A 25,867-nucleotide genomic window follows, 5' to 3' on the forward strand; every position below is an offset into this window, starting at 1 on the left:
GAATTTTTTCCAAGTGTCTACACTGTGTCTACACGAACCAAAAAGGGGTCAGACCTTATCAGTCTAACCCCTTGATTTTCCTGGAGCTGGCGAAGGGAATTGAACCCCCAACCTGCTGATTACAAATCAGCTGCTCTGCCAATTGAGCTACGCCAGCATCTCCACCGCAACGTACTCTTTACGGGCAATTGCCCCCTTCCAGCAAGGAAAGAATTTGCTCCCGCAGCCAAATATGGGGAGGACTGGCATCGGTACGCGGATGCCACGCAATGGCCATGCGCAGGCGCGGGGTATCGAAAGGCAACGCAGCCGCGACCAACGGCAGGTGTGACAACACACAGCGCGCCGTGCCCTCCGGGACCACAGCCATCATGTCGCTGCTCGATACCAATAACGGCACCATGCTGAAACTGTCAAGGCGCGCCACGATTTTGCGCTGATACCCCATCTGCCCCAACGCTTCGTCCACGACCGTCGTATCCATCCCCTTCGGAAAATAATGCACGAAACGAGCCGCCAGCATCGCCTCCAGCGTCAATTCCCCCGAAGGCCCGATCAGCGGATGCCCCTTGCGAAACAGGCAGACATAATGCTGCTCAAACAACCGATGCAGCTTCAGTTGCGGCGATACCCACTGAAACCGGCTGAAGACCAGGTCCACCGTCCCGGACTCCAACTCCTGACACTCCCCCGTTCCCCCGACGTCAACCACCTCAACCTCAACCTCCGGCGCCTGCTCATGCAGTCGACGCAACAACATCGGCAACAACATCGCCGAAGCATAATCGACCATCCCGATGCGAAAGCGCTGCTTCGATCCCACCGGCTCGAAACGCTCCTGCTCCAAAACCGTCTTGACCTGCCCCAATGCTTCCCGGATCGGCGTTGACAGTTCCAAGGCCCGTGCCGTGGGAACCATGCGCTGCCCGACCTTAACAAAGAGAGGGTCATCAAAAATTTCCCTTAAACGACGCAAAGTATTACTCATTGCTGCCTGAGTAATACCGAGAACCTTCCCTGCCCGAGTAACCCCTCTTTCGGTCATAAGAATATCGAAGGCGACCAGGAGATTCAGATCAAAATTTACAAGTCCCCTCTTCACGATTGCCATGCGCTCACCATCAAAATATGTATTGGACTTAAACCAAACTCATTCAAGACCCATTCCCTCAAGAAGTCTGTACCCCCCCTTGCCCACGCATGATAAATTTATAGTAAAGCATAAAGCAAATCAATCCGAAGCGAAAAAATCTTCCGCAATGCACCAATTCTGCCGGAAGAACCCGGTAAGGCTTGATTTTTTCAGCGTAATTGCCATATTGCACCACGGGGGGTCGGTAATGTCCGGCTCAAGTGCCGGGATCGGACCACATGCGGTAAAGGAGGAACGGGTCGTGAGTTGGCTGCAACAAAATTGGTTGACCGTGGTGCTGCTCATTCTGGTCCTGGGCTTCATGCTTCGCGGACCCGTCCTGATGCGCTGGTACGGCATCGGAGAGTGGACGGTTCATGATCTCAACACTCGTCTTAACGACAAGAACCTGTTGCTGGTGGACGTGCGCACCCCGCCCGAGTTCAACTCAGCCCACATCCGGCAGGCCATCCTGGTGCCCCTTTCAGAGGTGGGAGAACAGGGTAAAAAGCTGTTGGCCGCCAATCAGGGCCGGGAAGTGGCCGTCATTTGCCAGTCCGGAAACCGCTCCGTCATGGGGGCCGTCGCTTTGCGTCAGGCAGGCTTCGAAAAAGTGTATAATGTCCCGGGTGGAATGAGCTATTGGACCACTCAGGGCTATCCGGTCAAACGGTAAAGCGAACCCCTTCGGGAGTGACCCATGTCGAACGCCATTACTGTAACATGCCCCGTCTGCGGGGCGCACAACCGGGTTCCCGCAGATAAACTCGCGCTGGTGGCGAAATGCGGCAAATGCCAGGAGGTTCTTTCCACCACCGGATTGGACCAGCCGGTAGCGGCCGACGAAAACAGCTTCCAAAACCATGTCACCCAATCGGCCAGCGCAGTGCTTGTCGATTTCTGGGCGCCCTGGTGCGGTCCCTGCCGTCAGTTGGCCCCCGACCTGGAACGTCTGGCCAAGGAGTACGTGGGTCGGCTGAAGGTGGTCAAAATCAATGTCGATGACAATCCCGGTCTGGCCAGGGCCTTTCAGATTCAGGCAATACCCACTTTGGTGATCTTCGAATCCGGACAGGTACGGGACCGTCACTCCGGAGCCCTGCCCATGGGTCAACTGCGCAACTGGGTGAATCGGACCATGGGTTGGTGAAACCAGCCAACCACCCGGAAAGGCCCCCCATGGGTGAAAACGCGGCGTTTGCCGGCGCTATCGAAGAAGAGATCAAACTGACGGCCCGTCATGCCGTCACCTTGGAACAGCTTCTTGCCGACGAGGAGATCCTCCGACTTTCAGACCGGCAGTCCCCTCGGGACCGCTCCTTCCGGGCGGTCTATCTGGATACCCCGGACTGGAAACTGTTGAAAGCCCGTCTCGCCTTCCGCCGCCGTCAGGAGGGGGAGCGCTGGCGGGTCGGTCTCAAAGGCGGCGGCGACATGATCGGGGGCCTCTCCCGGCGCCTGGAATGGGAAGGGCTGGTGGACCGGGAAGTCTCCGCTCCCGTCGATCTGCCCGATGGCGAAATGAAACAGCGCTTGCTGGACATTCTGCACCAAAATGAGCCGCTGTTGCCCATTCTGGAAACCGATTTCCAACGCCGTGTTCTCCTGTTGCGCCTGGAATCGGGGTCCGTGGCGGAGTTGGCGCTCGATGCGGGCCGGATTCGGGCCGGGACGTTGGCCGTCACTCTTTTCGAAGTGGAACTGGAAGGACTTTCCGGGCCATTCCAGCCGGTTGTGGCTCTCTCCGAAAGGCTGCTTTCCCGTCATGCCGATCTGACGGCTTCCCGGCAATCCAAGTTCGCATGTGGTTTGGAACTCCTGGTAAATCAGGGACTTTTACCGGCGAAGGCCGTTTGGTAGGAGGTTTTTCGTGCGTTACATCAGCACCCGGGGTGGAGTCGCCCCCATGACGTTTTCCGACGCGGTCATGATGGGGTTGGCCACCGATGGCGGGCTTCTTCTGCCTCAGGCCATGCCACAAATCGACGCCCAAACGTTACGTCGCTGGGCCCAACTGCCCTTCGCCGATCTGGCCCTGGAAGTTCTGACCCCCTTCGTCGGAGACGATATCCCCTCCCCGGATCTGGAACGGCTGATCCGGGAGGCGTTTCGGCGCTTCGCCCATCCCGAGGTGACACCGGTGGTCTCCATCGGGGCGCTGCACATTCTGGAACTCTTTCACGGACCGACTCTGGCCTTCAAGGATGTGGCCCTGCAGTTTCTGGGCAACCTCTTCGAGTATCTGCTGCAGCGCCGGGGCGGAGAACTCAACATCCTGGGGGCCACCTCCGGAGACACCGGTTCCGCAGCCATTCACGGTGTACGGGGACGGGAGCGTATCCGGATTTTCATCCTGCACCCTCACAACCGGGTCTCTCCAGTCCAGGAGCGGCAGATGACCACGGTTCTGGACGCCAATGTCCACAATCTGGCCATAACCGGCAGCTTCGACGACGGACAAAGCATCGTCAAGGCCCTGTTCAACGATCTGGAGTTCAAAGATCGCTACAGTCTGGGAGCCATCAACTCCATCAACTGGGCGCGCATTCTGGCCCAGGTGGTCTACTATTTCTATGCCTGGGGTCGGGTCAGTCGGGGGGATTGCGACAAACGGGTCTGTTTTTCGGTGCCGACCGGCAATTTCGGCGACATCTTCGCCGGGTATGTCGCCTGGAAGATGGGTCTGCCGGTGGAACGGCTGTTGCTGGCCACCAATCGCAACGACATACTCACCCGGTTTGTTCGGACGGGGTGTTACGGTGTCGGCAGTGTCGTACCCACTTTGAGTCCTTCCATGGATATCCAGGTGGCTTCGAACTTCGAGCGGTTCCTCTATTATCTCTTCCAGGAAAATGGTACGGCGGTGAGCGAGGCCATGGAGCGTTTTGCCACAGCCGGAGAGTTCCGCATCACCGAAAGCCAACAGGAAGAGGTGAACCGTTGTTTCTCCGCCGTGGCGGTCAGCGAGGAGGAGACGCTGGAGCAGATTCGGCGCACTCATGCCGAGTTTGGCTATTTGCTGGATCCTCACACGGCGGTGGGGGTTTATGCGGCTCGTCATCTTCCCGGGGCCATCTGCCTGGCAACGGCTCATCCCGCCAAGTTCGGCGAGGCCATCGCCCAGGCCATCGGCCGGGAGCCGGAGCTGCCGGAGTCGTTGCGGGGTTTGCTGGAGATGCCGACCCGTTGTCAGGTATTGCCGGCGGAGGTGGGCGCGGTCAAGGAAGAGATCATACGGCGCATTCCGGGCTGATTCGTAAGAAAATACGGGGGTCCGGGGGGGATTATCCCCCCCGGCGGGTCCAGGGCAGCGCCCTGGGACTCTTCCTCTAATCCTCTAATCCTTTCGGGCTCGCCACGCTCAAGGCCCTTCGGGGGCCTTTTCCCGAAGGGCCAAAAAGCGAGCCCGCCATTGGACATGCCGTGGGCCGATCGTCCGTTTGATCGGCCCACGGCATGTCCGGATTGCCCGCCGGGGGGCGGGACAAAAAAGTCAAAGGACAGAACATTTTCTTTTTTTTGCTACTTAAAGGATAACATACTGAAAGGCAACAGCAATTCCTTGGGGACCACCCCTGCCGGGGACCATGCGGTTGGTCCCCGGACTCCTTTTATTATTGTCCCATGCCGGTTTTTTGTTTGATTTCCTGCACAATGGGCTCTTCCAGAATGGCTCGAAAACGCGGATTGGCCATCAGAGCCGAAATGTTTCCCGTCTGCATGGCATTCTTGAGCTCCTGATCCTTCTCCAGATCCTTGAACGCCCCTTTTCCCTGCTGATCCATAACCCTTTGCAGCAGGGTCGGATCCGCAACCACAGCCTCCATGATCTTGTTCTGCATGTCGCCCAAAGCGCCGGTCTTCAAGGCATTGGGAGCGGCGGGCGCTCCCGTCGGCGCAACAGCTGCCGATCCCATACCGGTAGAGGGAACCGGCTGTATCGCCCCAGGAACGGGAGCCGCCGGCTGCGACATAGCGGGAGGCGATACGGGGGCCGTCACCTTGTGATATTGGACGGTTTCGTTTTTCTGGCAGGGCGCGTTGCGCATGATGGTATTGCCATTCCGATCCTGGCATTCGTAGATGTCGGCGCTGGCCTCGACCGCCAGCAGACAGCCTCCCATCAGGGCGAAAAGGGTATAACGGCAAATGGTCATGATGGTCTCCTTGAGACGGCTACCACCGTTCGATATCGTCCTTGAACAGGTCGTCGTTTTCGATGATGGCGCCGATGATGGTTTTATCCATGTGGGCGAGCATGGCCCCACTCTGTTTCGATTCCGCCGCCAGGGCATAGCAGGTCAGAAAGAGGCAGACGCCTTTCCAGACCGAGGAGTAGCGGATATCGGGGCGCTGATCCAGAATTTGTCTGCCGATGGCCAGGACCGATTTGCGATGGCTGCGCAACTCCATCTCCATGGCGCTGAGAGAGTCGATCTCCATGGCCAGCATGTGGTCCATCAGCTCGGCCACGAAGGCTTCGCTGAAGTGGATATTGGCATGTATCTGACCGGCGAACCGTTCGTCCATCTCCCGCACCAGCGGGTTGGTATGGATGAACTTGCCCAGGGAGTCGAGATCGAAACTGCCCCGGCGAGGTCGGGTGGCGGTTTGGGCCACCGCCTGTTGATAGGGGCGGATGAACTGCTTGATGCTGTTGAGCTCCTCATCCCCCAATTCCAGCAGATGAGCCACCCGGGCGAAGTGGCGACGGCGCTCCTTGGGGAAGGTCTCCCGGGAGGAGTAGCCCATCTCCTGCTCGATTTCGGACCAGGCGTGCTGCAGAATGGATCGTACCTGAATCTCGGCCCGACAGCCTTTGAACCGTTTGTATTCGATGAGTTGCAGACGGTTTTCCAGCAGGCTGACCATGTAATGCCGGGAGCGATAACCGAACCGTTCGGGATCCAGGTGTTCGCCCCGATCGAGGATGTGGGCTTCGTTGATGGTGAACTCCCGGCGGATCACCTCCGCCACCAGATCCACCTCGTCTTCGAAGTAGGTGATGATGCGAATGCCCACCAGATCGGAGATATCTTCCAGTTGGCGGTAGGTGCAATCGGGCTGCATCAGTTTGCGGCGCAAGCTGTCGCGCTCCTTGACCCTTCCGGAGATGGAATGGACGTGGGGTCCGTTTTCCTTCAGGAATTCGGTCAGCAGGGTCACTTGCCGGTTCATGAAATCGACGTAGAGGCTGCGTCGGTCATCGTATTTTTCCAGCAGGCGATCGATGGTGAATTCGTCTACGGCTTCCATGGGTCTTCCTGAAACCGGGTGAGGAGGCTGTTTCCTTGAAATCGGAAGTCCGGCCGGCAACGACCAAGACCCCGCGCTTTGTCCATTTTAACCTTCCTTGAGGCATCTGGGAATAGATGGCGAAAGCAAATCCAAGGTACGGGGTCCGCAACGGGAGGTGAGCCCCCTTTCGGAGCAGGGGGCGTCGGAAAATCCTGAAGATCGGGGGAACCCGGGGATGTCCCCCTGCTGCCGGCAGCATGGCGCGGAAATGACCAACATGGTGCGACGGAAAGCTGCTGACGGGGACTGCAAACGGGGTTCCCTTGTTTTTTGCGACGGGGAGTTCATACTGCTTCGGAATTTTATGCGCCGCACTCCCCGAAACCTCCCCGGAGGGGGGATATGTGTCGGATAGCCCGGTTTCTCAGCCACTGTGGAATCCATGGAACGTTCGCTTCCTTCTCCGTCCGTTGCCCAAAAGGAGTTGTTGGCCATCATCGGCCGGTTGCGGGAGATGCCCATCGGCAGACCCTACAACGACATCCTGCTGGATCGGGACCGCGCTCTGGCCGAATCGCTGCTGGAGATCTATCCCTCCCGGGTTCATGGCATTTTGGGCATCATGGCCACCATCACCGGGCAGGAAGGGGCCATGCGGCACCATTTCCTGGAGGCCCGGGCCCACGACCCTCAATCCTCTTACATTCGCATCAATCACATCGTGGCGCTGCAGGGTTTCGCCTGTTTTTCGGAAGCGGCGCAGGAGTCGCGGGAGGCGTGCCGGGAGTTTCCCCGTCAGGTGGATCTGGTGACGGAGGCGGTTCACTCCTGTGTCGCCGCCGGTCGTTTTCACGAGGCGGTCAACTGGCTGGACGAACGCGCCAAGCTGGAGGATGGCCGCACGCCTCTTGCCGAAGAGGTGGGTATTCGGGCTTGCAGCCGATTTCTGCTGGAGGTCAGGGTCTCGGACGTGGAGGTGGAGACCGTGCAGGGGGTGATCGCCTCGTTGTTGCGGGAATGCGGCGTTCTGGGACCGGTGGCCCGGTATCGCATGTGCGTGGAGGAGGTGGACCACTGGGTCAGCCTGCGTTACCGGCTGCCGCGTTCCGTGGCGGAGGTGGTGCAACTGGAGTGGGAACTGGCCGGGCGGCTGGCCGCCATGGATCTTTCGGACCGGTTGCATCGCAATCTGGTGGTGGGTTTCCTGGCGGAGGAGATCAACGATGCCGATTGAGGGCTACGAACTCCTGCTGGCCGCCAAACGGCTGGTCAACAGTCACATGGAGGTCGATCACCGCACCGCTGCCAGCCGGGCCTACTATGCGGCGCTGCACTGCAGTTTCGCCCTTCGGGATCTGCTCGATTTCGGTCCCCTGCCCCTGACCCGTCAGGCGGAAGGCACCCACCGGCGCATGATCCGCCTGTTGCTGGAAGCCCACCCCGGAGAACGCTGCAAGGTCCATGTGGGGCGTTTGCGCGCCGTTGCCCATCTGTTGCGCATGGTGCGGGATCTGCGTTCCCTGGCCGACTATCGTCTGGATTTGCCCTTCAACCGTCCCCTGGCCATGCATGCCATCCTGGGCGCGGAGAGGGTGGTGCGGGAAGTTCGGGAGATTCTCGCCACCTGTGCCGCCGAACCCCCTGCTCCCCCGACCCGGATCATCCCGTCGGAGGCGGAAAACGGGCCCGACGCCTCCCCGGATCCCGCTTCGTGAACCTGTCGATCTTCGCATGAACCCCAGCTTCGTGGTGATACCGTGACAACGTACCGTATTCTGCTCTCTTTGTTGATTTCGTTCATTCTGGGCGTCGCTTCTCAGACCGACGCCGCCCCCCCAGCCAAAGGAGGTTCCGCCGTGATTGTCTTGACCACATCGATGGGTGACATCGTGCTTGAACTGGATCGGGAAAAGGCTCCCATTACCGTGGAAAACTTTGTGACCTACGTGCGGGATGGATTTTACAACGACACCATTTTCCACCGTGTCATTCCCGGTTTCATGATTCAGGGGGGCGGCATGGATGCCCAGATGAAGCAGAAATCGACCCGTGCCCCCATTCGCAACGAGGCGGACAACGGCCTGAAAAACCTGCGCGGCACCATCTGCATGGCCCGGACCCAGGAGATCAACAGCGCCACGGCGCAGTTCTTCATCAATCTCAAGGACAACGATTTTCTGGATCACGGGCGTCGTGACTTCGGCTACGCCGTTTTCGGCAAGGTGGTCAAGGGCATGGATATCGTGGACCGCATTGCTGCGGTGCGTACCGGGAACAAGGGGGGACACCAGGATGTTCCCGTGGAGCCGGTGACCATTCTGAAAGCAGTGGAGCAGGCTGCGCCGTAAGCGTGGAGTTGCGGTAACGGGAGAAATGGGGGCGTTGCACGACGCCCCCATTTTTTGACTTTCAATATTTATCTTTTAAATATCAAAAAAAGAAAATGTTCTATCCTTTTATTTTTTATTTTAGCAAATTATAAAGCTGATAAATATCGTGATTATAATATAAATTATTAAAGATGAGTCAAAGGACAGAACATTTTCTTTTTTTAATATTTAAAAGATAACATATTGAAAGTCAAACGATCTGAAGAGAGCATTTTTCACCTCCCTTCATCAAGATTTACTCCGCTTTAACGCCTGCTCGATGGTGGCCAGCAGAGCCGCCTTTTTCACCGGCTTGGCCAAATGGTCGGTACACCCGGCCTGCAACGCCTTCTGACGATCTTCCGGAAAGGCATGGGCCGTCAAAGCAATGACAGGCAAAGGAGAACGGTTGGTCTCCTTCTCCCATAGACGCAAAGCGCGGGTGGCGGCATGGCCATCCATGACCGGCATCTGAATATCCATCAACACCAGATCGAACTGACCGGACTGAATCTTCTCCAACGCCACCTGTCCGTTGTCGGCAACCTCCAAAGAAAGGGAGGTTTTCTTGAGAAACGCCTTGAAAAGCAACTGATTGTCCAGGGAATCCTCCGCCAGCAGAATGCGCCAGGAAGGGTTTTCCGTGGCAGAGCTTTCCGTTTCCTTGAGAGGAAACGGATTTTCCCCCACCTCCTGTTGCTGGATGGAACTGGAGATCACCTCCCGCAAATCGTTGCGCCGTACCGGCGTCAACAGCAGGCCCACCCCCATCTTGCGGGCCAACGCCAAATCCCCCTGCCGATGATAGGAGGAGATGACCACCGCCGGCAATTCGGGTTGCCCGCTCTCCTCCCGCAAGGCCGCCACCGTGGCCAAAGCATTCTCTTCCCCACTCTGACTGGCCACCATGGCCAGCTGGAAAGGCCTGTCGGTCTCCAGGGCACGCTGCAGAGAGAGAACTCCCTCCCGATCGCTGCCCACCATTTCGGCCTCCCCACCCAAACTGCCGATGAGATTCGACAAAAGCAGTCGGTTGTCGGCCTGATCGTCAACCACCAGAACCTTCACCCCTTCAAGAGAGATGTCCGCCTCCTGCCAGGGGAGAGACGTGGCGCTGCCCGCCTGCAACCGCACCGAAAACCGGAAACGACTGCCCTGCCCCGGCTGACTTTCCACATCGATGCGCCCGGACATCAACTCCACCAACCGCCTGGAAATGGCCAGCCCCAGGCCGGTTCCGCCGAACCGACGCGCCGTTTGCGGATCCCCCTGCATGAAAGCGTCGAAAACAGTGGAAAGGTGCAACGGATCGATGCCGACACCGGTATCCTCGACTTCGAAGAGGATGTCCCCGGAATGGCTGCTCCGGGGATCGGGCATGGCCCGAATGACCACCCTCCCCTGCTCGGTGAACTTGATGGCGTTGCCGACCAGATTGAACACGATCTGCCGCAATCGCTTGGGGTCGCCGATCAGACAGTCCGGCACCTCATCCGCCACCTCCATGGAGAGTTGCAAGCGTTTTTCCCGGGCACGCAGGTTGAGAACATCCACCACCTGCTCCAACAGACCGCGCAGGCGGAACTCCTGGCAGTCGAGTTCGAAACGCCCCGCCTCCACCTTGGAGAGATCGAGAATGTCGTTGATCAGGGCGAGCAGGCTGTTACCGGCACGACGAAACACCTCCACATACTGGCGCTGTTCGTCGGAAAGCTCGGTCTCCATGAGAACGTCGGCCATGCCGACGATGGCATTCATGGGGGTGCGGATTTCATGACTCATGGTGGCCAGAAAATCGCTTTTGGCCCGATTGGCCGCTTCGGCCTCCAGCTTGGCCTTGAGCAGAATCTCCTCGGCCTGCTTGCGCTCCGTGATGTCCACAACACACACCGGAACGTGACGAAACTCTTCCGGCGTGCGCGGTATCGGCAGGGAGAGCAACATGGTTTGCAACTGACCGTCCCGTGTCCGGCGGGAGACTTCCGAACGGAAAGTAGTTTCAGTTCCCTCCCAAATGGCGCATAGTTCGTCAATAAAGACCGCGATATTTTCGTCGGTAAAGATGGTGGAGAAGGAGCTGATCAACGAATGCTTGTTCTGCTGGGGATGCATGCGCAGGGTGGCCTGATTGACATTATTGACCGTGACCTGACGCACCAGAGACCAGGCTTCGCCGGGGTTTTCCGACAGATACCCCCGCAGATCGGTGATGCCCGCCTCTCTCAAGCGGAGCATTTCCCGGTACACGGCGTAAAAATCTTCGTCCCAGATGGCGGTTTCGACGTTTTCGAAGACATACTCGAACTGGCGTTTGCTTTCCCGCAAAGCCTCTTCCATCTCTTTGCGGCGCGTGATATCCATCGCCATGGTGATGATCAGCTCCTCACTCTTCGGAGAGGAGCCGAGGGGACGGGAACGCACCTGCCAGATGTGGGTTCGGCCTCCTGCGAAAAAGTGGAGTTCTCCTTCCTGAGTCTCCGGATCAGGCTGGGCCAGCCCGAACAGCGGCAGGCTCCGCTCGACCCCGAGTCGAGGCTGACAAGAATGCAGCCAATCTTGCACGGAGGCGATGCGTTCGGCGTGAACGCCGGAGAGTTCGCACCAGCGCCGGTTGACCAGAAGGATGCCTCCCCGGTTGTCGTGGAGCATGATGGGAATGGGAGCCAGGGTAATGGCCTGTTTCAACCGCTCTTCGCTCTCCTGATGAGCCTCGAAGAGGTGTTTGGCCTCCACCCGGGCCCGTTCACGCCCCGAAATCAGACTCCACAAGGCCAACGACAGGGCCAGGCTGGCCACCGCTCCGCCTACGGGGATGACCTGCAAACCTTCCTGCTGGAAGAACTGCATGAAAGACTTCGGAAAAAAGGGCGTGGTGGAAAAACGCAGCAACAGGCGACCGTCCGAAAAGGTGTTGCGATCCACGATGACCAGGTCCGGATCATGCGGCAACGGCGAAAGGGTGGGATGGGTATCGTGCAGGCGGGCCGAACCGCCCTGGGAGAGATCCTCGAAGACTTCGATGCGCAGTTCGCTGCCCTCCCGGGGCAGGATGTCCGCGAAGAGGGAAGGCACCGAGGCACCGGCCACCACCCAGCCACGAAAGGCCGCACGACGGGAATCCACGGAATCGAGGAGCTTTCCGTCCTGGTAGACAGGCAGCCAGAAGAGAAGATGCAGGGCATCGGCAAGGGTGCCGGGACTCTCCGGATGGGAGACGATCCAGTGCAAACGCCCGGAATCCCGGGCCAGTTCGGCGGCCTGGCGGCGTTTTTTTTCGGTACCCAGATCGAATCCTGGGGCGATGAAGGTCTTGGAAACCGCGTATCGGGTACGCACCACCAGATAGTCGGAACGCTCCTCCGCTTTCTGAATGGCCAACGGTTTGCCGTTTTCGGCGGCCAGACTGCGGTCGAAGGAGGAACGGTCCGATTCGCTGACCTGTTGTACCACAGCCAGCCAGGAGATTCCGGGAAAATGCTGGGGCAGATCGAGCCCCTGGAAAAAGCTCTCCCACTCGGAGGCCGAAAGTTGAGGCCATTGGGAAAGCCAGAAACTGCGGGCGGAACGCAGTACCGACAGATAGGCATCCAGTCGCTTGGCTGCGGCGGAGGTGATTTTTTCGGCGCTTTTGCTGAAACGCAGCTGGGTGAAGGCCGAGTTGACCACCAATTCATGGCGCCAGTAGATGAAGGTGAGGGCCAGGCCCAACAGCAGCGCCACCCAGGGCAACAGCGTGGATAACGAACGCCAACCCGGACGGGAACGATCCGGATGGGGGATAACGGAAACAGTCATGGCATCTTTCTTTCGATCGGTAACCCAAAACAGCGACGGGTTGAACCGGTTGCAACAGTCTGCAGGGTTCTCTCAACCCAATCATGGCAATTTTTTCACCGGAATGGTATGGAAAGAGAGCAGCGATTGGCAATCAGGGTTCCGGAGAGGGGCTGACGGGATGAAATGCAGATTCGTTGACGCGGCAAAGCGACTCCTGTTGCTGGGGTTTCTGCTGATCTGTGGCGGGGCGGGTACGGCCTGGGCGGACATCTTCTCCTATGTCGACGCCAAGGGGGTGATTCATATCACCAACCAGCCCCGGGATTCCCGCTATCGCCTGTTGATGCAGGTGAACAAAAAACCCGTCAAAGCCCCGGCGGTGCGGTTGCCGGAGATTTCGCCCTCCTCCCTGCAACGGGACGGGGGACGCTACGGCGAGGTGATCCGGCTGGCTTCCCAGCATTTCGGCCTGGATTCGGCCCTGGTCAAAGCGGTCATCCACGCCGAATCGGCCTTCAACGCGAACGCCGTCTCCCCCAAGGGCGCCCTGGGGCTCATGCAGCTCATGCCCGATACCGCGAAACGCTACGGCGTGAACGACGCCATGGATCCGGTGGTGAACATCGTCACCGGTTCACGCCATCTGCGCGGATTGATGGCCCGTTTCGACAACGACCTGGTCCTTTCCCTGGCAGCCTATAATGCCGGGGAAAATGCGGTGGAAAAATACGGCAATCGGGTGCCACCCTATCCGGAGACACGTCAATACGTCTCCCGGGTACTGCAGTACTACCGACATTATCGCGAAAGCCGCTCGTGAGGTTTTCGGTAACTATTCAGACCCCTGCACAGTGCTGCATGATCGTGTCAACGGCGAAAGGAAAAGTCCCAGGGGTACCCCCGGACCCCCATGGGGTTGGGAAGGTCAACAGCGAAAGGAAGAGTCCCAGGGCGCTGCCCTGGACCCGTCGGGGGGGATAATCCCCACCGAACCCCCGTATATCTGAATGTGGATACAGATTTCCTTGGTCAGGCGGAGAACAGGTGAATCCGATGTTGAGGAACGTCATTATGGCCGGTTTGGCCGGGCTGATGGGGCTGTCGATGCCGGGAGAGTCCGCTCCCCTCGAAGAGGTGATGTTTCGCGATGATTTCAATCGCGAGGGCGTCCTGGGCCAGGGCTGGCTGAACGGACGACTGGACGACGCCTGCGCCAAGGCCGCCGACCGCCCCGTGGGCGCGGTCAACGGCAGCAACGCCGTGGCCCTGCGCAACAAGCGGCTGCACTTCACCTACGGAAACAGCGGCTACACGCTGTATGTGCGCCGGGATATCATCCGGCAGGTCTCACATCTGGAATACGATTTTGTGCCGATTCACGTCATGGGCGGTCCGGACGATCAGGCCCGCATCGGCGTGCGGGTGCAGTTTCTGGATCAACGGGGCAGTGTTTTGGGCGAAATCGAACACTTCTACTACGCCGCCGCCACTCCCGAAGCGCCCAACACCCCGACCCATCACGCCACCTCGTTGCGTGGCCCCTTCGACCACCAGGTGCATCATGCGGTTCTGGAGGTGGATACCCTGTTACGACGCCATCTGACCGGGGTGGATCGGAGCAAGATCCAGATGACCCGAATCAGCTTCGAACAGAAGGCCCACTGGTGCGGCTCCACGGTGGAAGGCGCTATCGACAACGTGGATGTTTATGGTTTCAGCGAACCGCTCTTCGCTTTCAATCCGGAAGAGGTGGCGGAGATCACCAAATCGGCCCAGGAGTACCACCGCACCCGCCGCGGCGAGTTTCCCCAGGTCTGGGTGGAAGAGATGCGCCGCAAGTACGGCCCGGAAAAGATCAACCTCTGGGCCAAGGCCATGGCCAGCCGCATGGACAAAAAACCCGGCGATTTCACCCGCATGGTGGAAGAGGTGAGCGGAGTCACCGGCGCGGAACTCTTCACCACCGGCTTCGTGTTGGGCATCGTGGCCGATTATGTGGGCAGGGCCGGCAAGCCGTAAGGCGTTCTTTCGCCTTGCAAGGAGGGAGGGAGGTTGCGTGATTAAGGAATTGAAGGTCAAGAACCTGTTGAGCTTTGGACCAAACGAGAAAACCATATCACTTGGGAATCTCAACGTATTCATCGGGCCGAATGGTTCAGGAAAATCCAATTTTCTCGAAGTGATCGACCTGTTGCGCAGTGCCCCCGACGAGTTTGCCAAACCCATTCGGGATGGCGGGGGCATTCAGGATTGGTTGTGGAAAGCGGATTCGGGGATTCCAATCGCTTCGATTGATGCCGTTGTATCCGCTAAAAATACCAGCAGCTACACCAGATACATTTTATCATTTACAGCCACCGGTCTCGGCTTTTCAATTATTGATGAAAAGATTGAAAAAGAAAAGCCGGACAGAAATCACGTTATTCCCTATCTATATTATCATTTTAGAAATGGAGCCCCTGTAATTAATATCAAGGGAAACGAGCGATCTTTACAAAGGGAACTGATTGACCCCACCCGTTCCATTCTGGCTCAACGCCGGGATCCGGAACACTACCCGGAAGTCAGCCATCTGGGTACAGAACTTCCCAAGATTCGATTGTATCGGGAGTGGAGTTTCGGTCGCTACACCATCCCAAGAATCCCTCAAAAAATGGATTTGCCGAATGAATATCTCCTTCCGGACGGCAGCAACCTGGGTTTGGTTCTCAATCGTCTGCGCAAGGATATCGCGGTAAAAGAGCGACTTTTGCAAGCCATGCAAGCGCTTTACGAGGGCATCGATGATTTTGGACTCGATCTGGAAGGGAATACCGGTCAGGTCTATTTGATCGAGGGACGGCGTACCATTCCCGCCACCCGGTTGTCCGACGGAACATTGCGCTACCTCTGCCTTTTGGCCATTCTCTGTCACCCCAAACCGCCACCGCTGGTCTGTATCGAAGAACCCGAGTTGGGATTGCATCCGGATATCCTGCCAACCCTGGCGGATTTGTTGAAGGAGGCTTCCGAACGCTGCCAGTTGATCGTGACCACCCATTCCGAGGGACTGGTCAACGCCATGTCCGACTGTCCGGAAGCCGTGCAGGTTTGTGAAAAAAGGCAGGGTGAAACCACTATCCAGCGTCTTGACCCGGTGGACCTCAAGCCCTGGCTGGAAAAGTATCGCCTGGGAACCTTGTGGACTCGCGGGGATATCGGAGGAACCCGATGGTAGGCATTAAAGTCTTCGTGGAAGGAGGAGGCGATACGGCGGACTTGAAAGCAGAGCTTCGCAAGGGCTTTAAAGAGTTTTTGGAAAAGGCGGGGCTCGAAGGCCGCATGCCAAGAATCGTTGCCTGCGGCTCCCGACAGGACGCCTACGAGAGCTTTTGTACAGCATTGGAGAATGGCGAGACGGCACTATTGCTGGTTGACAGCGAGGTGCCCGTAACGACACCCAATCCCTGGCATCATCTGCAAGATGCGGACGGGTGGAATCTACCGGCAGGCGCTACCAATGACCACTGCCATCTGATGGTTCAATGCATGGAGGCTTGGTTTCTGGCGGATCGAAACGCCTTGTCCACCTTCTTTGGTCAGGGTTTCACACTGAATGCCCTTCCACCCCTTGGGAATCCTTTGGAGCAAATTCCCAAAGTGGATGTTTATCGCGCTCTGGCCACCGCCACCCAATCGTGCAAAACCAAGGCAGCCTACGGCAAGGGAGCGCACAGCTTCAAGCTGCTGGCCCGGATTGATCCCAACGCGGTGACGGCAGCTTCTCCTTGGGCCAAACGATTCATCGATGAACTGGACAAACAAACGCGCTAACAATATTACTTATTTCATTATTTTAATATTTATCTTGAAAAAAGAAGACAAGTCAAAGGATAGAATATTTTCTTTTTTTGATATTTAAAGAATAAAATATTATAAAGTCAAAGGATACGCTGCTTCAGGCACAAAAAAAGGGGGATTTCTCCCCCTTTTTCGTCAAACGGTCCGGGCTTACCACCAGTTCCAAGGCATCCAACCGCTGTTCCACGGACCTCCGCCGTAATAGGGATAGCCCCCGTAATAGGGATAGCCGCCATAGGGTCCCCAGCCGCCATAGTAGGGATAACCGCCGTAGGGGTAGTAACCCCCGTAATACGGGTAGCCACCATAATAGGGCGACCCCCACCAAGCCTCCCCCGCAACAGGCGTCAGGAGAGCCGTGCTGCCCAAAGTAGCGGCCAACGCCAGAATCATCAGTCCCTTTTTCATGATTCTCCTCCAATAATTCGAGGTGGTAAACAAGAAGAACCTTGAAAAAAGCCTTTCCAGAGGCTTTACCTGCCCAATTTTGCCAACCGTTCCCTCACTTTTCAATGCCGAAGGATACCACAGACGGCAGGTCAACGCAACTTGCAAATCTGGAAAATATTGCAATATCCAGATCCTCCAAATGGGGGATTGATCGAAAAAAGATTGAAAAATATTCCCCGATATGTCAATATGAGAAGTTGATATTTGTGGCGATAAAAACACATCTCTGATGATGCGTTTCAGGAAAAACACTCTCGGTCCCAGAGGAAATAATGATGAGAACAATGAAAAAACTTGTCCTTTCCAGTGCAATCGCTCTCCTCGTGGCAGGAAGCCTCTCCACTGCGGAGGCCGGAAAGGAAGGTTGGCTTTATCAAGGATGGAATCAATGGCATCCCCAGATGGGTCAACGCCCCCTGTCCCATACCGGAACCCAGTTCTATTTCGGCACCGGTGAAATCGGCGACGAGGATGGCGACGGCGTGCTGGACGACAAAGACCGTTGCCCCGGAACACCCCCCAAAACCCCGGTCGATGCCAATGGCTGCCCCAAGGATTCCGATGGGGACGGCGTGACCGATAATTTGGATCAGTGCCCCGATACGCCCCGTGGCGTGGCCGTGGACAAGAAGGGCTGCCCGCTCGACAGCGATGGCGACGGCGTGACCGATGATCGTGATCAATGCCCCGGTACCCCCGCCGGTGTGGCGGTGGATGCCAAGGGCTGCCCCAAAGAACAGCCCCGCAAGGATGGCGACAGCGACGGTGACGGCGTCCTGGATTCCAAGGACAAGTGCCCGGGTACCCCGAAGGGCGCCAAGGTCAACGAAACCGGGTGCTGGGTGCTGGAAGACCTCCACTTCGACACCGATAGCGCCAAGGTGGATGCCCGTTCCCATGGACAACTGGATGCGGCGGCCAACGTGCTGAAGGGCAATGCCGCCCTCAAGGTGGAGATTCAGGGCCATACCGACGATCGGGGAACGGATCCATACAACATGGTCCTCTCCAAGAAGCGTTCCGAAGCCGTGCGCAACTATCTTGTCGGCAAAGGCATCGCCGCCAATCGGTTGAGCACCTCCGGATTCGGCGAGAGCCAGCCCGTGGCGGAAAACCGCACGGCCCAAGGTCGCGCCAAAAACCGTCGCGTAACCCTGAAGCCGGTTCAGTAAGGTTCAGTCCGGTCCGGATGTTTCAAGCCGCGGGGGAGATCTCCTCCGCGGCTTTTTTCTGTTGCCTCTCAATCTTCTAAGTATCAAAAAAAGGAAATGTTCTGTCCTTTGACTTGTTGTTTTTTAGAATATAAATATAAAATATAAAGAAAAAGTAACCATTCAGACCCCTGCGCGGTGCAGCATGATCAGGTCAACGGCGAAAGGAAAAGTCCCAGGGCGCTGCCCTGAATCCGTCAGGGTGGACAATCCCCCCGACCCCCATATATCTGAATAGTTACAAGAAAAAGTCAAAGGACAGAACATTTCCTTTTTTTGATACTTAGAAGATAACATAATAAAAGTCAAAGGACTTATCGGGATTTTGCCAGGGGCCTGGGGTACTTCATCCTCCCTGGATTATCAAAACACCTCCACATCCGGGACGACAAACCATGTCCACCCTCTTGATTCTCGGCGCCAGCGGAACCCTGGGCCAGGCCCTGCTGGCGGAAGGTCGCGCCCGCGGTCTGTCCATGGCGGGCGCGGCCCGAAAAGGCGCCGATCTTGCATTGGATATGACCCGTGACGCGGATTTGCAAGCCGTTTTGCACCATTCGTCCGCCGAAGTGGTCATCAACGCGGCAGCCAGTACTGATCTGGAAGCCTGCGAACGCGACCCGTGCATGGCCTACGCCATCAACGCCCGTGCCGTGGCGCTCGTGGCCAGAACCTGCCAGGAACAGGGACGCCAATTGATTCAAGTCTCCACCGACCATTATTTCGTGGGCCAGGGAGCCACCCCCCACGATGAACAGGCAAGCGTCAGCCTGGTCAATGAATACGCCCGCAGCAAATTTGCCGGCGAAGCCCTGGCCCTGACCGCTCCCGGCGCCCTGGTGGTCCGTACCAACGTCACCGGATGGCGCGGTTGGGCCGGAAAACCCACTTTTATCGAATGGGCCGTACAAAGCCTTGAAGCGGGCATTCCCTTGAATCTGTTTCACGATTATTATACCTCCACCTTGCACGCTTCGGCTCTGGCCCGGGGAATCCTGGATCTCTGGCAGCGGAAGGCAACCGGGATGATCCATCTGGCGAGCCGACAGGTCTCTTCCAAACAGGAGTTCATTCTGGCCCTGGCCCGCCGCATGGGTATACCCCGTGTGAACCATACCCCCGGAAGCGTGCGGCTTCTGTCCACCCCTCGGGCGGAAAGTTGCGGATTGAACGTGGCCTTGGCCGAGTCGGTGTTGGGTTACGCCCTGCCCACCCTCGACGAAGTGGTCGACGCCCTGATCGCGGAGAGACCTCATGCGCTATGATTCCCAGTTCCCCATCGGCTCACGGACCCTCTCCCTGACCGCACCCACCTATTTCATCGCCGATATCGCCGCCAACCATGACGGCGACCTCGATCGGGCCCGGCAACTCATCCGGCTGGCCAAGGAAGCCGGGGCCGATGCAGCCAAATTCCAGCACTTCCTCGCCAAGGATATCGTCTCCGACGTGGGCTTCAACACCCTCGGTTCCCAGAAAAGCCACCAGGCCTCCTGGAAGAAATCGGTCTTCGAAATCTACGACCAGTACCATTGCCGTCGTGAATGGACGGACGTCCTGATCGAGGAGTGCGCCAAGGTCGGCATCGATTTCATGACCAGCCCCTACGATTTCGAAGCCATCGATACCTTTGCCGACCTGGTGCCCGCCATCAAGATCGGTTCCGGGGATATCACCTGGCTGCAAGCCGTGGAACGCATCGCCAAAAAAGGCAAACCCGTGCTGCTGGCGTGCGGCGCCTCCACCATGGATGAGATCGAGCGAGCGGTGGAGACCATCCTGCAACACAATCGCCAGATTGTTCTCATGCAGTGCAATACCAATTACACGGCCCACACCAGCATCTTCGCCCATGTCAATTTGAACGTGCTGCGCAGCTTCGCCATTCGCTGGCCGGGCATGATTCTGGGTCTCTCCGATCACACCCACGGCCATGCCACGGTACTCGGTGCCATCGCTCTCGGAGCCCGGGTCATCGAAAAACACTTCACCGACGATAATGCCCGCATCGGCCCGGACCACCACTTCGCCATGAATCCAACCACCTGGAAGGAGATGGTGTTACGCTCCCGGGAGTTGGAGATGGCTTTGGGAAGCGGCCATAAAAGCATTGAAGAGAATGAAAAGGACACCGTCGTCATTCAAAGGCGGGCATTGCGCTTCCGGAGCGATCTCGTCGCGGGGCAATGCCTGACCGAAGAGCATCTGGAGGCCTTGAGACCCTGCCCGCCGGATGGTCTGCCCCCGTATCGCCTGACGGAAGTGGTGGGACGCACCCTGGCCCGGAATGTTCAGCAAGGAGTACACCTTACGTGGCAAGATCTGATTTAGCCATTGTCATTCCGGCCCGCAACGAAGCCCTGATGATCGACTGGGTCGTCACCCGTGCGAAACATTTCGGCACCGTGATCGTGGTCAACGACGGCTCCATCGACGGAACCCCGGACCGCGCCGCCGCCGCCGGCGCCGTGGTGGTTCACACCGAAAGTCTGAAGGGATACGACAAAGCCCTGGAAGCGGGTTTCGCCAAGGCTGCCAGCCTGGGCTGCCGCGCGGTGATCACCATGGATGCGGACGGAGAGCATACTCCGGATATCTTGAATAATTTTTCTTATTTACTGCTCGACCAGGGCGTACCGCTGGTCCTGGGACGACGGCCCCGCAAGCGACGCATTTCCGAAAGGATCATGGGGCTCTATTTCTATCTGCGCTTCGGTGTGGATGATATCTTGTGTGGCATGAAAGGCTATCACATCAGCTTGTATCACGAAAACGGCGGCTTCGACCATGTGGTCTCCATCGGCACCGAACTGGCTTTGAACAGCATTCGCCGGGGACACCTGTTTCAGCAGGTGGATGTGCATGGTCGTCTGCGCAGCGACACCCCGCGTATGGGAAACCGGGTAGAGGCCAATCTGCGGATTTTCCGGGCCATGTTCCGGGTGCTGACCTCACGGTCGCTGATCAAACGGGCTTCCTGATTTTATATTTTGACTTTCAATATTTGATCTTTTAAGTATCAAAAAAAGGAAATGTTCTATCCTTTGACTTTTCATTTAGTGCCTTTAAATATCAAAAAATTCAAAGGCAAAGGGGGCGACGCACCTCGCCCCCGTTTCCCTTAAGTATCACAACATCAATATATAACGGGCATAGGTGGGTTCCCGGCTGAGATCGTTCGAGGTTGCCGGAACATCGACTTCCCGGATCTTCATGCGCCGGAAAACATCCATGTATTGGTTTGCTCCGACAAAATGAAATCCCGGAGCATCGCAATTCTTGTAACGATTGATCAACAGAGCCGCCCGTCCCGTTCGATCCATGGTCTGACAATACCGTTTGGAAACCTCCAGCGGCATCTCCCCCAGCGAATGGGTATTGACCCACAAGTCGCATTGGAAGGTGTCCGGCAGATTGTGCATATGCCACGCCGGCAAAAAGACCAGATCATAATCATTCAACAATGCCTGGAGATTGTAATCACAGGCCTGAAACTCCCGCAACGAAGCCACACGCTTTTCCGGATAATAGGTCGAGAGGAAATAGTGGCTCCTCTGCAACACTTCCGGGAGGTCGAACACCACATATTTCGCGCCAAAGTTGCGAATGATCTCCCGCGCCACGCCACCATCGCCCGCACCCAATTCGCAAACCACACCGGGAGCCTGCAGCAAGCCATTTTTCTGCAACGCTCCGCAACATTCCCAGGCATAAAGCCCATGGGGAGCATTGATGGGGATGCCTTTGTAATAGAAATGGCGATAGCAATACCGGTTGTAACCGGAATAGCGGACATCCTTGGTGTAGGGCCGGGTCTGCATCATATCGACGTAATTGCAGGCCAACGCCACAAAATAGGTATACTGGGCCGGCTGAAAGGGCTTGCGCGGCAGGAGCGAGTAGTTTTTATAGGAACGGGCGCCCAATACCTGGAAATTGCTGTACAACGCCTCGGGAGTGCTGTTTTCCCGCAAATAGCCTTCCTGATACCCGGTCACACTCGGTTCCCACTGACCCCGCGCCAGGGTTCCCTCCCCCACCTTGCCCCCTTCCCCCCGAACCTCCTGCAATGCCGCCAGATAGGCTCCGTGAATCTGGTCAACAACCCGCCGTTCCATCTCGTTGGCGGACCGTATGCCGTCGATATGCAGATTGCTGCAATACAGCTCGTAGGCCATCATGCCCATCTCATCGAGGGAGAAGACCCCGAAACGCGAATCGACGAATTTCGTCGCTCCGGCAGAGAGGTTCAACGCCACACGAAGGCGGTCAAGTCGGGGAAAGATATCGTAAAGCCTGGAAAACATTCTGCCTCTCCTGATGAAGTCCCATTCTGACTCAGTGCCACAGCCGACGGAGTCCGTCAGGCAAACGTGTCGATGGCCACCCGATGCGCTCCGGAGGGATGACTGGCGGCCGCTACGGCACGTGCTTCGACCTGGGTGCGTCCGGAACGGCTCTCCCGGCTGGCGCTTTGCTCCACCTGCACCGCACTGTTGACCATTCGAGTCGCCGCTTTGGAAAAGCTGACCTTGACGGCTTCAGACGCGGTTGGTCCTTCCAAAGGCATCCCCTGGGTGCGACCCGGAGTCTTGACCCCTTGTCGGGATTGATAGGCCTGAGAGGCCTGCAATGTCACCAGAGATTTTTTCTGCTCGATGCTTTTCAAGGTCATCTCCTTCCCCAAGGTCTGTCGAACCCTCGCTTCCCGGTCAAAGGGACGTGGCGACCCCCGCCTCCCGGATAGTCTGCAAATAGGCTTCGGAGGATTGTTCCAACAATACGAGTCCCCCGTCGAAGTCGCCCCTTTCGGCCTTTTCCTCCGCCAGCTGTCTCCATTTTCGGGCCTCCTCGATGCGGGAGGCGAGATTTTCCATCGGTTCTTTCTCTTTCCATTGCTGCAACAGGGGCATCAACAGGCGAATGGTCTCGTTATGATCGCTCTGGTAATGAAACATCTCTTCCCGTGAAGCAAAGTTGGGGGAACCATGGGGACCATCCTCCCGTCGCACCTGCTCCAGTCCGAGTTTGATGGCCATATAGCCCTGATGCAACTGTGCCATGGCCTCGTCCAACTGCTCCTTGTCGAGCAGGAGTCGCCCCTCCTCCACGTTGCGACGCACCTTCTCCAGAAGCTCTTCGGCAGCCTTGGTCCTCTTTTCCAGATGAAGCCGTTCCAGACGTTCGATCAGGGTCTGGATGCTGGCCACCCGTTTATCGAACTCCCGTTGCCATTTGGCCTTGGGAAACTCGCCGGGCGGCATCGGACGATACTCGATGCCCTCCCGCATATTGGCCAGCGATTGATGCAGCTTGTCCATGGCCATGGTCATTCGGGATTTGGCTTCCTGAATCTCCCCCTGCACTTGCAATCCTTGGGCCCGCTCGACCAGAGCCTCGACACCGGCGACGATGGTCATCGCCTGTTCGCTCATGCCGCGTTCCAGGCTGATGCGGTTGTGGGCCGCCAGCAACGACCGGACGCTGGCCAGGCGACGCATGAACTCTTCCTGTTGCGCCGGGGTTACCCGCACAGGCCGCGACATGTTGCGCCGGGGAGCCGTTTCGTCCCCGGACGAACGCCCCCGCATCAAGCTGCGGGCTTCGAAATAGGCCAGGGTGGCCTCTTCCCGGGCTTCCCGATTCTTGTTCTCCGCAAGCAAACCGCGCGCCACGTCAATCCGGGCCCTGATCCGTGCGACGGACTCCACCGGATTGCCATCCTGTTGATTTTCCGCATCGGCCCGACCATAGGCGGCCAGCAACGCCTCGGCGGAAGTCAATTTTTCGCTGACGTTGCCTTTCCAGTGACGTGTCCGGCTCTCCTGAACCTTTTGCCGATGTTCCCCCGCCGCCGAGTCGTAGCGTAAATCACGCAAGGCCTGTTTCACCATCTGGTGCAACTCTGCCAACAAGCCGCTCAACTCGTCACGAGCCGAGCGGGCAAAGAGCTTCTCCACCTTCTCCAATCCCTGGTGAAGATGAATGACCACCGGATCCTGACTGGAAGAGAGCCCCTGACCCTGAATCAACCGCTCGTAGGTTTGCAGCAAAGCCCGCACGTTATTGCGGCGCTTGTACAGATTCTGCAGGCCCATATCCCGGACACTCTCCTCCTCCGAAGCCAGCGCCGGGCGGCAAACGTCCCATGGAATCCCCTCCGGTCCGTCAGGCAAAACCCCGAACAGGGGAATGAGCAGCATTGAGAAGAGAGCAGCTTTCCTTCCCGTTTTCACGGACCTTCCTCCAATGACAGGCTTGATCGATGGTCGATCAGGGCAGCGGGGTCACTCCCCTTCGGGGTATCGACCTGCTTTAACCGCGCCCGTTCCGGGATGTGTCGTTCAGAAGTGGAATATCCACAAAAGAGGTGAGACCCCCCTTTTCCATTTGGGGGCGGATCAGCTTCAGCTTATAGACTCCTCCAGTTCCGGGCAAGCCGATACGGCGTTTGCCACCAATGAACCCTTCGCCGGATAACCGGGAACAGCGTGGCAACCTCGAACAAACAAATTTTTTGGCAGGACGAACTATTTCTATCGCACTTGGTCGTATCACTTACACCAGCCAGGATTTTTTATCTCTTTCTCAAAAACGGGTTCGCAACGGACTGGATGGCAAACTTCCTGATCAGGAGGCGCAACCATGAGTACACAAGAGACACAAAATACCCAGATGGAGCCTCGTCCCAGTGGTTTCCGTGCCTTGGCCCCGGTGGTCATGGTAGCCGGACCTTTCGGCTCGGGCATGGAGGATTTGGCCCACCAACTGGCACGCCACCTCAAAGTGCCCTTTTATGATCCCCACAAACTGGAAACCCTGGCTCGTGACAGGGAGCTTCACGACAGTGCCTGGCAACATCTCAGGGAGTCGGTTGGCAGCTTTTTCGATTACTGGCTGAGCCATCTGCATGAGAAGATCGGCATGTCTCAAAGTGAGCATCTGGCCCATCTTTCCGCGACAATCCGCAACGTGGCCAACCATGGCGGCGTCATCGCGGGGGTATGCCCGCACATGATCCTGCCGGGTGAATCGCTGTTTCGCATTCAGGTCCGAGCCGGAGAGGACTTTTGCGCCCAACGGCTCGCCACCCTCCACGGCATCGACCGATTGGAAGCCCTGGCCGTCTCCCGCCGGTTGGAAGAGGAGCGCCTCCAATTGCTGCACGCCCTGTTCGAAGAGGGCTCCATGGATGACATCGACTACGATCTGGTGTTGGATGCGGAAAGAGCCAGTGTGGAGGAGATGCTGGACGTTTGTATTACCGCCCTGGACCAGCGGGGCATCCTGGCCAACGCCGCTTGAGGCTGACTGCAATACCGCCGCTTCGGACCATTCGAGGTCAGGTCGATGAAGACCTGACCTTTTTGTTTGTCGAGGCTTGCGGATGATGCGGGAGCGCTCCGGATGTTGGTTCCCGTTGACCTTGCCATCGTGCCTTGATGGAACCACCAGCATGACTCTTTCAGGATTTCTATTAATCAAGGATTGAGTAGCCTGGAGAGTAGAAATGCGGTCAATTGAATGTTGTATTATAGCACAAGGGAAATCGGTAAGGTGTCTCTCGATTAGCAATACCCGTTACGGGTTCGCATCGGTGGGGGTGATGTCCGGAATGGGGTTGCCCATCGTCGGGCGCTGTTGGGACATAATTCCGTTTCTGTTTCATTTTTGCATTATTGCAGGGGTCTGGGGACCATCATGGTCCCCAGCAGGGGTTTGACTCGGGCCATCCATGGCCCTCGCCCTTCAGGCGCCGCTACGCGGCGTCCAATCCGGCAATCCTGCCGGATTGTGGGGACGGAGTCCCCAATGTGTTGTCCTTGACTTATTTTTGTTCTTTTATTCCC

25 protein-coding genes and 1 tRNA gene are annotated in these 25,867 nt (G+C 57.5%); 17 read left to right on the plus strand and 9 right to left on the minus strand.

Translation table 11 applies throughout. The features are described 5' to 3' along the window. Nucleotides 1-81: 81 nt before the first annotated feature. Together HQL56_06950 and HQL56_06955 are read right to left on the minus strand one after the other, a co-directional pair. Nucleotides 82-157, minus strand: a tRNA-Thr gene (locus HQL56_06950). Between the two features lie 21 nt (nt 158-178). Next, a complete protein-coding gene (locus HQL56_06955; protein ID MBF0309249.1) occupies nt 179-1,111 on the minus strand; it encodes a LysR family transcriptional regulator in 933 nt (310 codons plus the stop codon). A gap of 283 nt (nt 1,112-1,394) precedes the next feature. Between HQL56_06955 and HQL56_06960 the strand changes: the two genes are divergently transcribed. From HQL56_06960 to HQL56_06975, 4 genes are read left to right on the plus strand one after another with little or no spacing between them, the layout of a single operon-like run. Beyond that, nucleotides 1,395-1,808 carry a rhodanese-like domain-containing protein gene (locus HQL56_06960; GenBank protein MBF0309250.1) on the plus strand — a complete coding sequence of 138 codons (414 nt, stop codon included), beginning with the start codon at nt 1,395-1,397 and terminating at the stop codon, nt 1,806-1,808. Between the two features lie 24 nt (nt 1,809-1,832). Next, nucleotides 1,833-2,282: a thioredoxin TrxC gene (trxC, locus tag HQL56_06965; GenBank protein MBF0309251.1), complete on the plus strand. Its 450-nt coding sequence runs from the start codon at nt 1,833-1,835 to the stop codon at nt 2,280-2,282. Nucleotides 2,283-2,311: 29 nt separating this feature from the next. Next, a complete protein-coding gene (locus tag HQL56_06970; protein MBF0309252.1) occupies nt 2,312-2,992 on the plus strand; it encodes a CYTH domain-containing protein in 681 nt (226 codons plus the stop codon). Between the two features lie 10 nt (nt 2,993-3,002). After that, nucleotides 3,003-4,385 carry a threonine synthase gene (locus HQL56_06975; GenBank protein ID MBF0309253.1) on the plus strand — a complete coding sequence of 461 codons (1,383 nt, stop codon included), beginning with the start codon at nt 3,003-3,005 and terminating at the stop codon, nt 4,383-4,385. Nucleotides 4,386-4,746: 361 nt separating this feature from the next. On the opposite strand, the gene HQL56_06980 is transcribed toward HQL56_06975, so the two are convergent. Further along, nucleotides 4,747-5,289, minus strand: coding sequence for a DUF4124 domain-containing protein (locus HQL56_06980; GenBank protein ID MBF0309254.1), 543 nt, complete (start codon nt 5,287-5,289; stop codon nt 4,747-4,749). A gap of 19 nt (nt 5,290-5,308) precedes the next feature. Next, the gene (locus HQL56_06985; GenBank protein MBF0309255.1) at nt 5,309-6,388 is read right to left on the minus strand and encodes a hypothetical protein; all 1,080 of its coding nucleotides are present in this window, start codon (nt 6,386-6,388) and stop codon (nt 5,309-5,311) included. Between the two features lie 424 nt (nt 6,389-6,812). On the opposite strand from HQL56_06985, the gene HQL56_06990 reads away from it, so the two are divergent. From HQL56_06990 to HQL56_07000, 3 genes are all read left to right on the plus strand, one after another. Continuing rightward, entirely contained in the window at nt 6,813-7,604 is a 792-nt protein-coding gene (locus tag HQL56_06990) for a hypothetical protein (GenBank protein MBF0309256.1), read from the plus strand. Continuing rightward, nucleotides 7,594-8,085: a hypothetical protein gene (locus HQL56_06995; protein ID MBF0309257.1), complete on the plus strand. Its 492-nt coding sequence runs from the start codon at nt 7,594-7,596 to the stop codon at nt 8,083-8,085. Before HQL56_06990 ends, HQL56_06995 begins: the two co-directional genes overlap by 11 nt. A 162-nt stretch (nt 8,086-8,247) precedes the next feature. Further along, nucleotides 8,248-8,718 (plus strand): peptidylprolyl isomerase, encoded by a 471-nt coding sequence (locus tag HQL56_07000; protein ID MBF0309258.1) that lies wholly within the window; start codon nt 8,248-8,250, stop codon nt 8,716-8,718. 270 nt (nt 8,719-8,988) lie between these two features. Here the strand turns inward: HQL56_07000 and HQL56_07005 are convergent, their stop codons facing one another. Beyond that, nucleotides 8,989-12,534 (minus strand): response regulator, encoded by a 3,546-nt coding sequence (locus HQL56_07005; GenBank protein ID MBF0309259.1) that lies wholly within the window; start codon nt 12,532-12,534, stop codon nt 8,989-8,991. Nucleotides 12,535-12,694: 160 nt separating this feature from the next. On the opposite strand from HQL56_07005, the gene HQL56_07010 reads away from it, so the two are divergent. The 4 genes from HQL56_07010 (at nt 12,695) to HQL56_07025 (ending at nt 16,329) form a co-directional block, all read left to right on the plus strand. After that, the gene (locus HQL56_07010) at nt 12,695-13,336 is read left to right on the plus strand and encodes a lytic transglycosylase domain-containing protein (GenBank protein MBF0309260.1); all 642 of its coding nucleotides are present in this window, start codon (nt 12,695-12,697) and stop codon (nt 13,334-13,336) included. Nucleotides 13,337-13,569: 233 nt separating this feature from the next. Next, nucleotides 13,570-14,535 (plus strand): hypothetical protein, encoded by a 966-nt coding sequence (locus HQL56_07015; GenBank protein MBF0309261.1) that lies wholly within the window; start codon nt 13,570-13,572, stop codon nt 14,533-14,535. Beyond that, nucleotides 14,510-15,733, plus strand: coding sequence for an AAA family ATPase (locus tag HQL56_07020; protein MBF0309262.1), 1,224 nt, complete (start codon nt 14,510-14,512; stop codon nt 15,731-15,733). The genes HQL56_07015 and HQL56_07020 overlap by 26 nt, the downstream gene beginning before the upstream one ends. A gap of 2 nt (nt 15,734-15,735) precedes the next feature. Continuing rightward, on the plus strand, nt 15,736-16,329 hold the full coding sequence (locus HQL56_07025) for a DUF4276 family protein (protein MBF0309263.1): 594 nt from the start codon (nt 15,736-15,738) through the stop codon (nt 16,327-16,329). Nucleotides 16,330-16,506: 177 nt separating this feature from the next. On the opposite strand, the gene HQL56_07030 is transcribed toward HQL56_07025, so the two are convergent. Continuing rightward, nucleotides 16,507-16,764 carry a hypothetical protein gene (locus tag HQL56_07030; protein MBF0309264.1) on the minus strand — a complete coding sequence of 86 codons (258 nt, stop codon included), beginning with the start codon at nt 16,762-16,764 and terminating at the stop codon, nt 16,507-16,509. Nucleotides 16,765-17,090: 326 nt separating this feature from the next. Between HQL56_07030 and HQL56_07035 the strand changes: the two genes are divergently transcribed. The 4 genes from HQL56_07035 (at nt 17,091) to HQL56_07050 (ending at nt 20,998) form a co-directional block, all read left to right on the plus strand. Beyond that, nucleotides 17,091-17,978 carry an OmpA family protein gene (locus tag HQL56_07035; GenBank protein ID MBF0309265.1) on the plus strand — a complete coding sequence of 296 codons (888 nt, stop codon included), beginning with the start codon at nt 17,091-17,093 and terminating at the stop codon, nt 17,976-17,978. Nucleotides 17,979-18,412: 434 nt separating this feature from the next. Next, entirely contained in the window at nt 18,413-19,282 is an 870-nt protein-coding gene (locus HQL56_07040) for a sugar nucleotide-binding protein (GenBank protein MBF0309266.1), read from the plus strand. After that, nucleotides 19,272-20,348, plus strand: a complete 1,077-nt coding sequence (locus tag HQL56_07045; GenBank protein ID MBF0309267.1) for an N-acetylneuraminate synthase family protein — start codon at nt 19,272-19,274, stop codon at nt 20,346-20,348. The genes HQL56_07040 and HQL56_07045 overlap by 11 nt, the downstream gene beginning before the upstream one ends. Beyond that, complete coding sequence (locus HQL56_07050; protein ID MBF0309268.1) at nt 20,330-20,998, plus strand: glycosyltransferase; 669 nt, start codon at nt 20,330-20,332, stop codon at nt 20,996-20,998. Before HQL56_07045 ends, HQL56_07050 begins: the two co-directional genes overlap by 19 nt. 147 nt (nt 20,999-21,145) lie before the next feature. Here the strand turns inward: HQL56_07050 and HQL56_07055 are convergent, their stop codons facing one another. Genes HQL56_07055 through HQL56_07065 form a run of 3 tightly spaced genes read right to left on the minus strand, consistent with a single transcriptional unit; the run spans nt 21,146 to nt 24,253 of the window. Further along, on the minus strand, nt 21,146-22,324 hold the full coding sequence (locus HQL56_07055) for a putative sugar O-methyltransferase (GenBank protein ID MBF0309269.1): 1,179 nt from the start codon (nt 22,322-22,324) through the stop codon (nt 21,146-21,148). 56 nt (nt 22,325-22,380) lie between these two features. Beyond that, entirely contained in the window at nt 22,381-22,692 is a 312-nt protein-coding gene (locus tag HQL56_07060; GenBank protein MBF0309270.1) for a hypothetical protein, read from the minus strand. A 37-nt stretch (nt 22,693-22,729) separates the two neighbouring features. Then, the gene (locus HQL56_07065; GenBank protein ID MBF0309271.1) at nt 22,730-24,253 is read right to left on the minus strand and encodes a hypothetical protein; all 1,524 of its coding nucleotides are present in this window, start codon (nt 24,251-24,253) and stop codon (nt 22,730-22,732) included. A gap of 224 nt (nt 24,254-24,477) precedes the next feature. On the opposite strand from HQL56_07065, the gene HQL56_07070 reads away from it, so the two are divergent. Both HQL56_07070 and HQL56_07075 read left to right on the plus strand, forming a co-directional pair. Then, on the plus strand, nt 24,478-24,666 hold the full coding sequence (locus HQL56_07070; protein MBF0309272.1) for a hypothetical protein: 189 nt from the start codon (nt 24,478-24,480) through the stop codon (nt 24,664-24,666). Continuing rightward, nucleotides 24,663-25,322 (plus strand): cytidylate kinase family protein, encoded by a 660-nt coding sequence (locus tag HQL56_07075; GenBank protein ID MBF0309273.1) that lies wholly within the window; start codon nt 24,663-24,665, stop codon nt 25,320-25,322. The genes HQL56_07070 and HQL56_07075 overlap by 4 nt, the downstream gene beginning before the upstream one ends. Nucleotides 25,323-25,867 lie beyond the last annotated feature (545 nt).

It is taken from the genome of Magnetococcales bacterium, from assembly GCA_015231925.1.
In the GTDB taxonomy this organism is placed as follows: domain Bacteria; phylum Pseudomonadota; class Magnetococcia; order Magnetococcales; family JADGAQ01; genus JADGAQ01.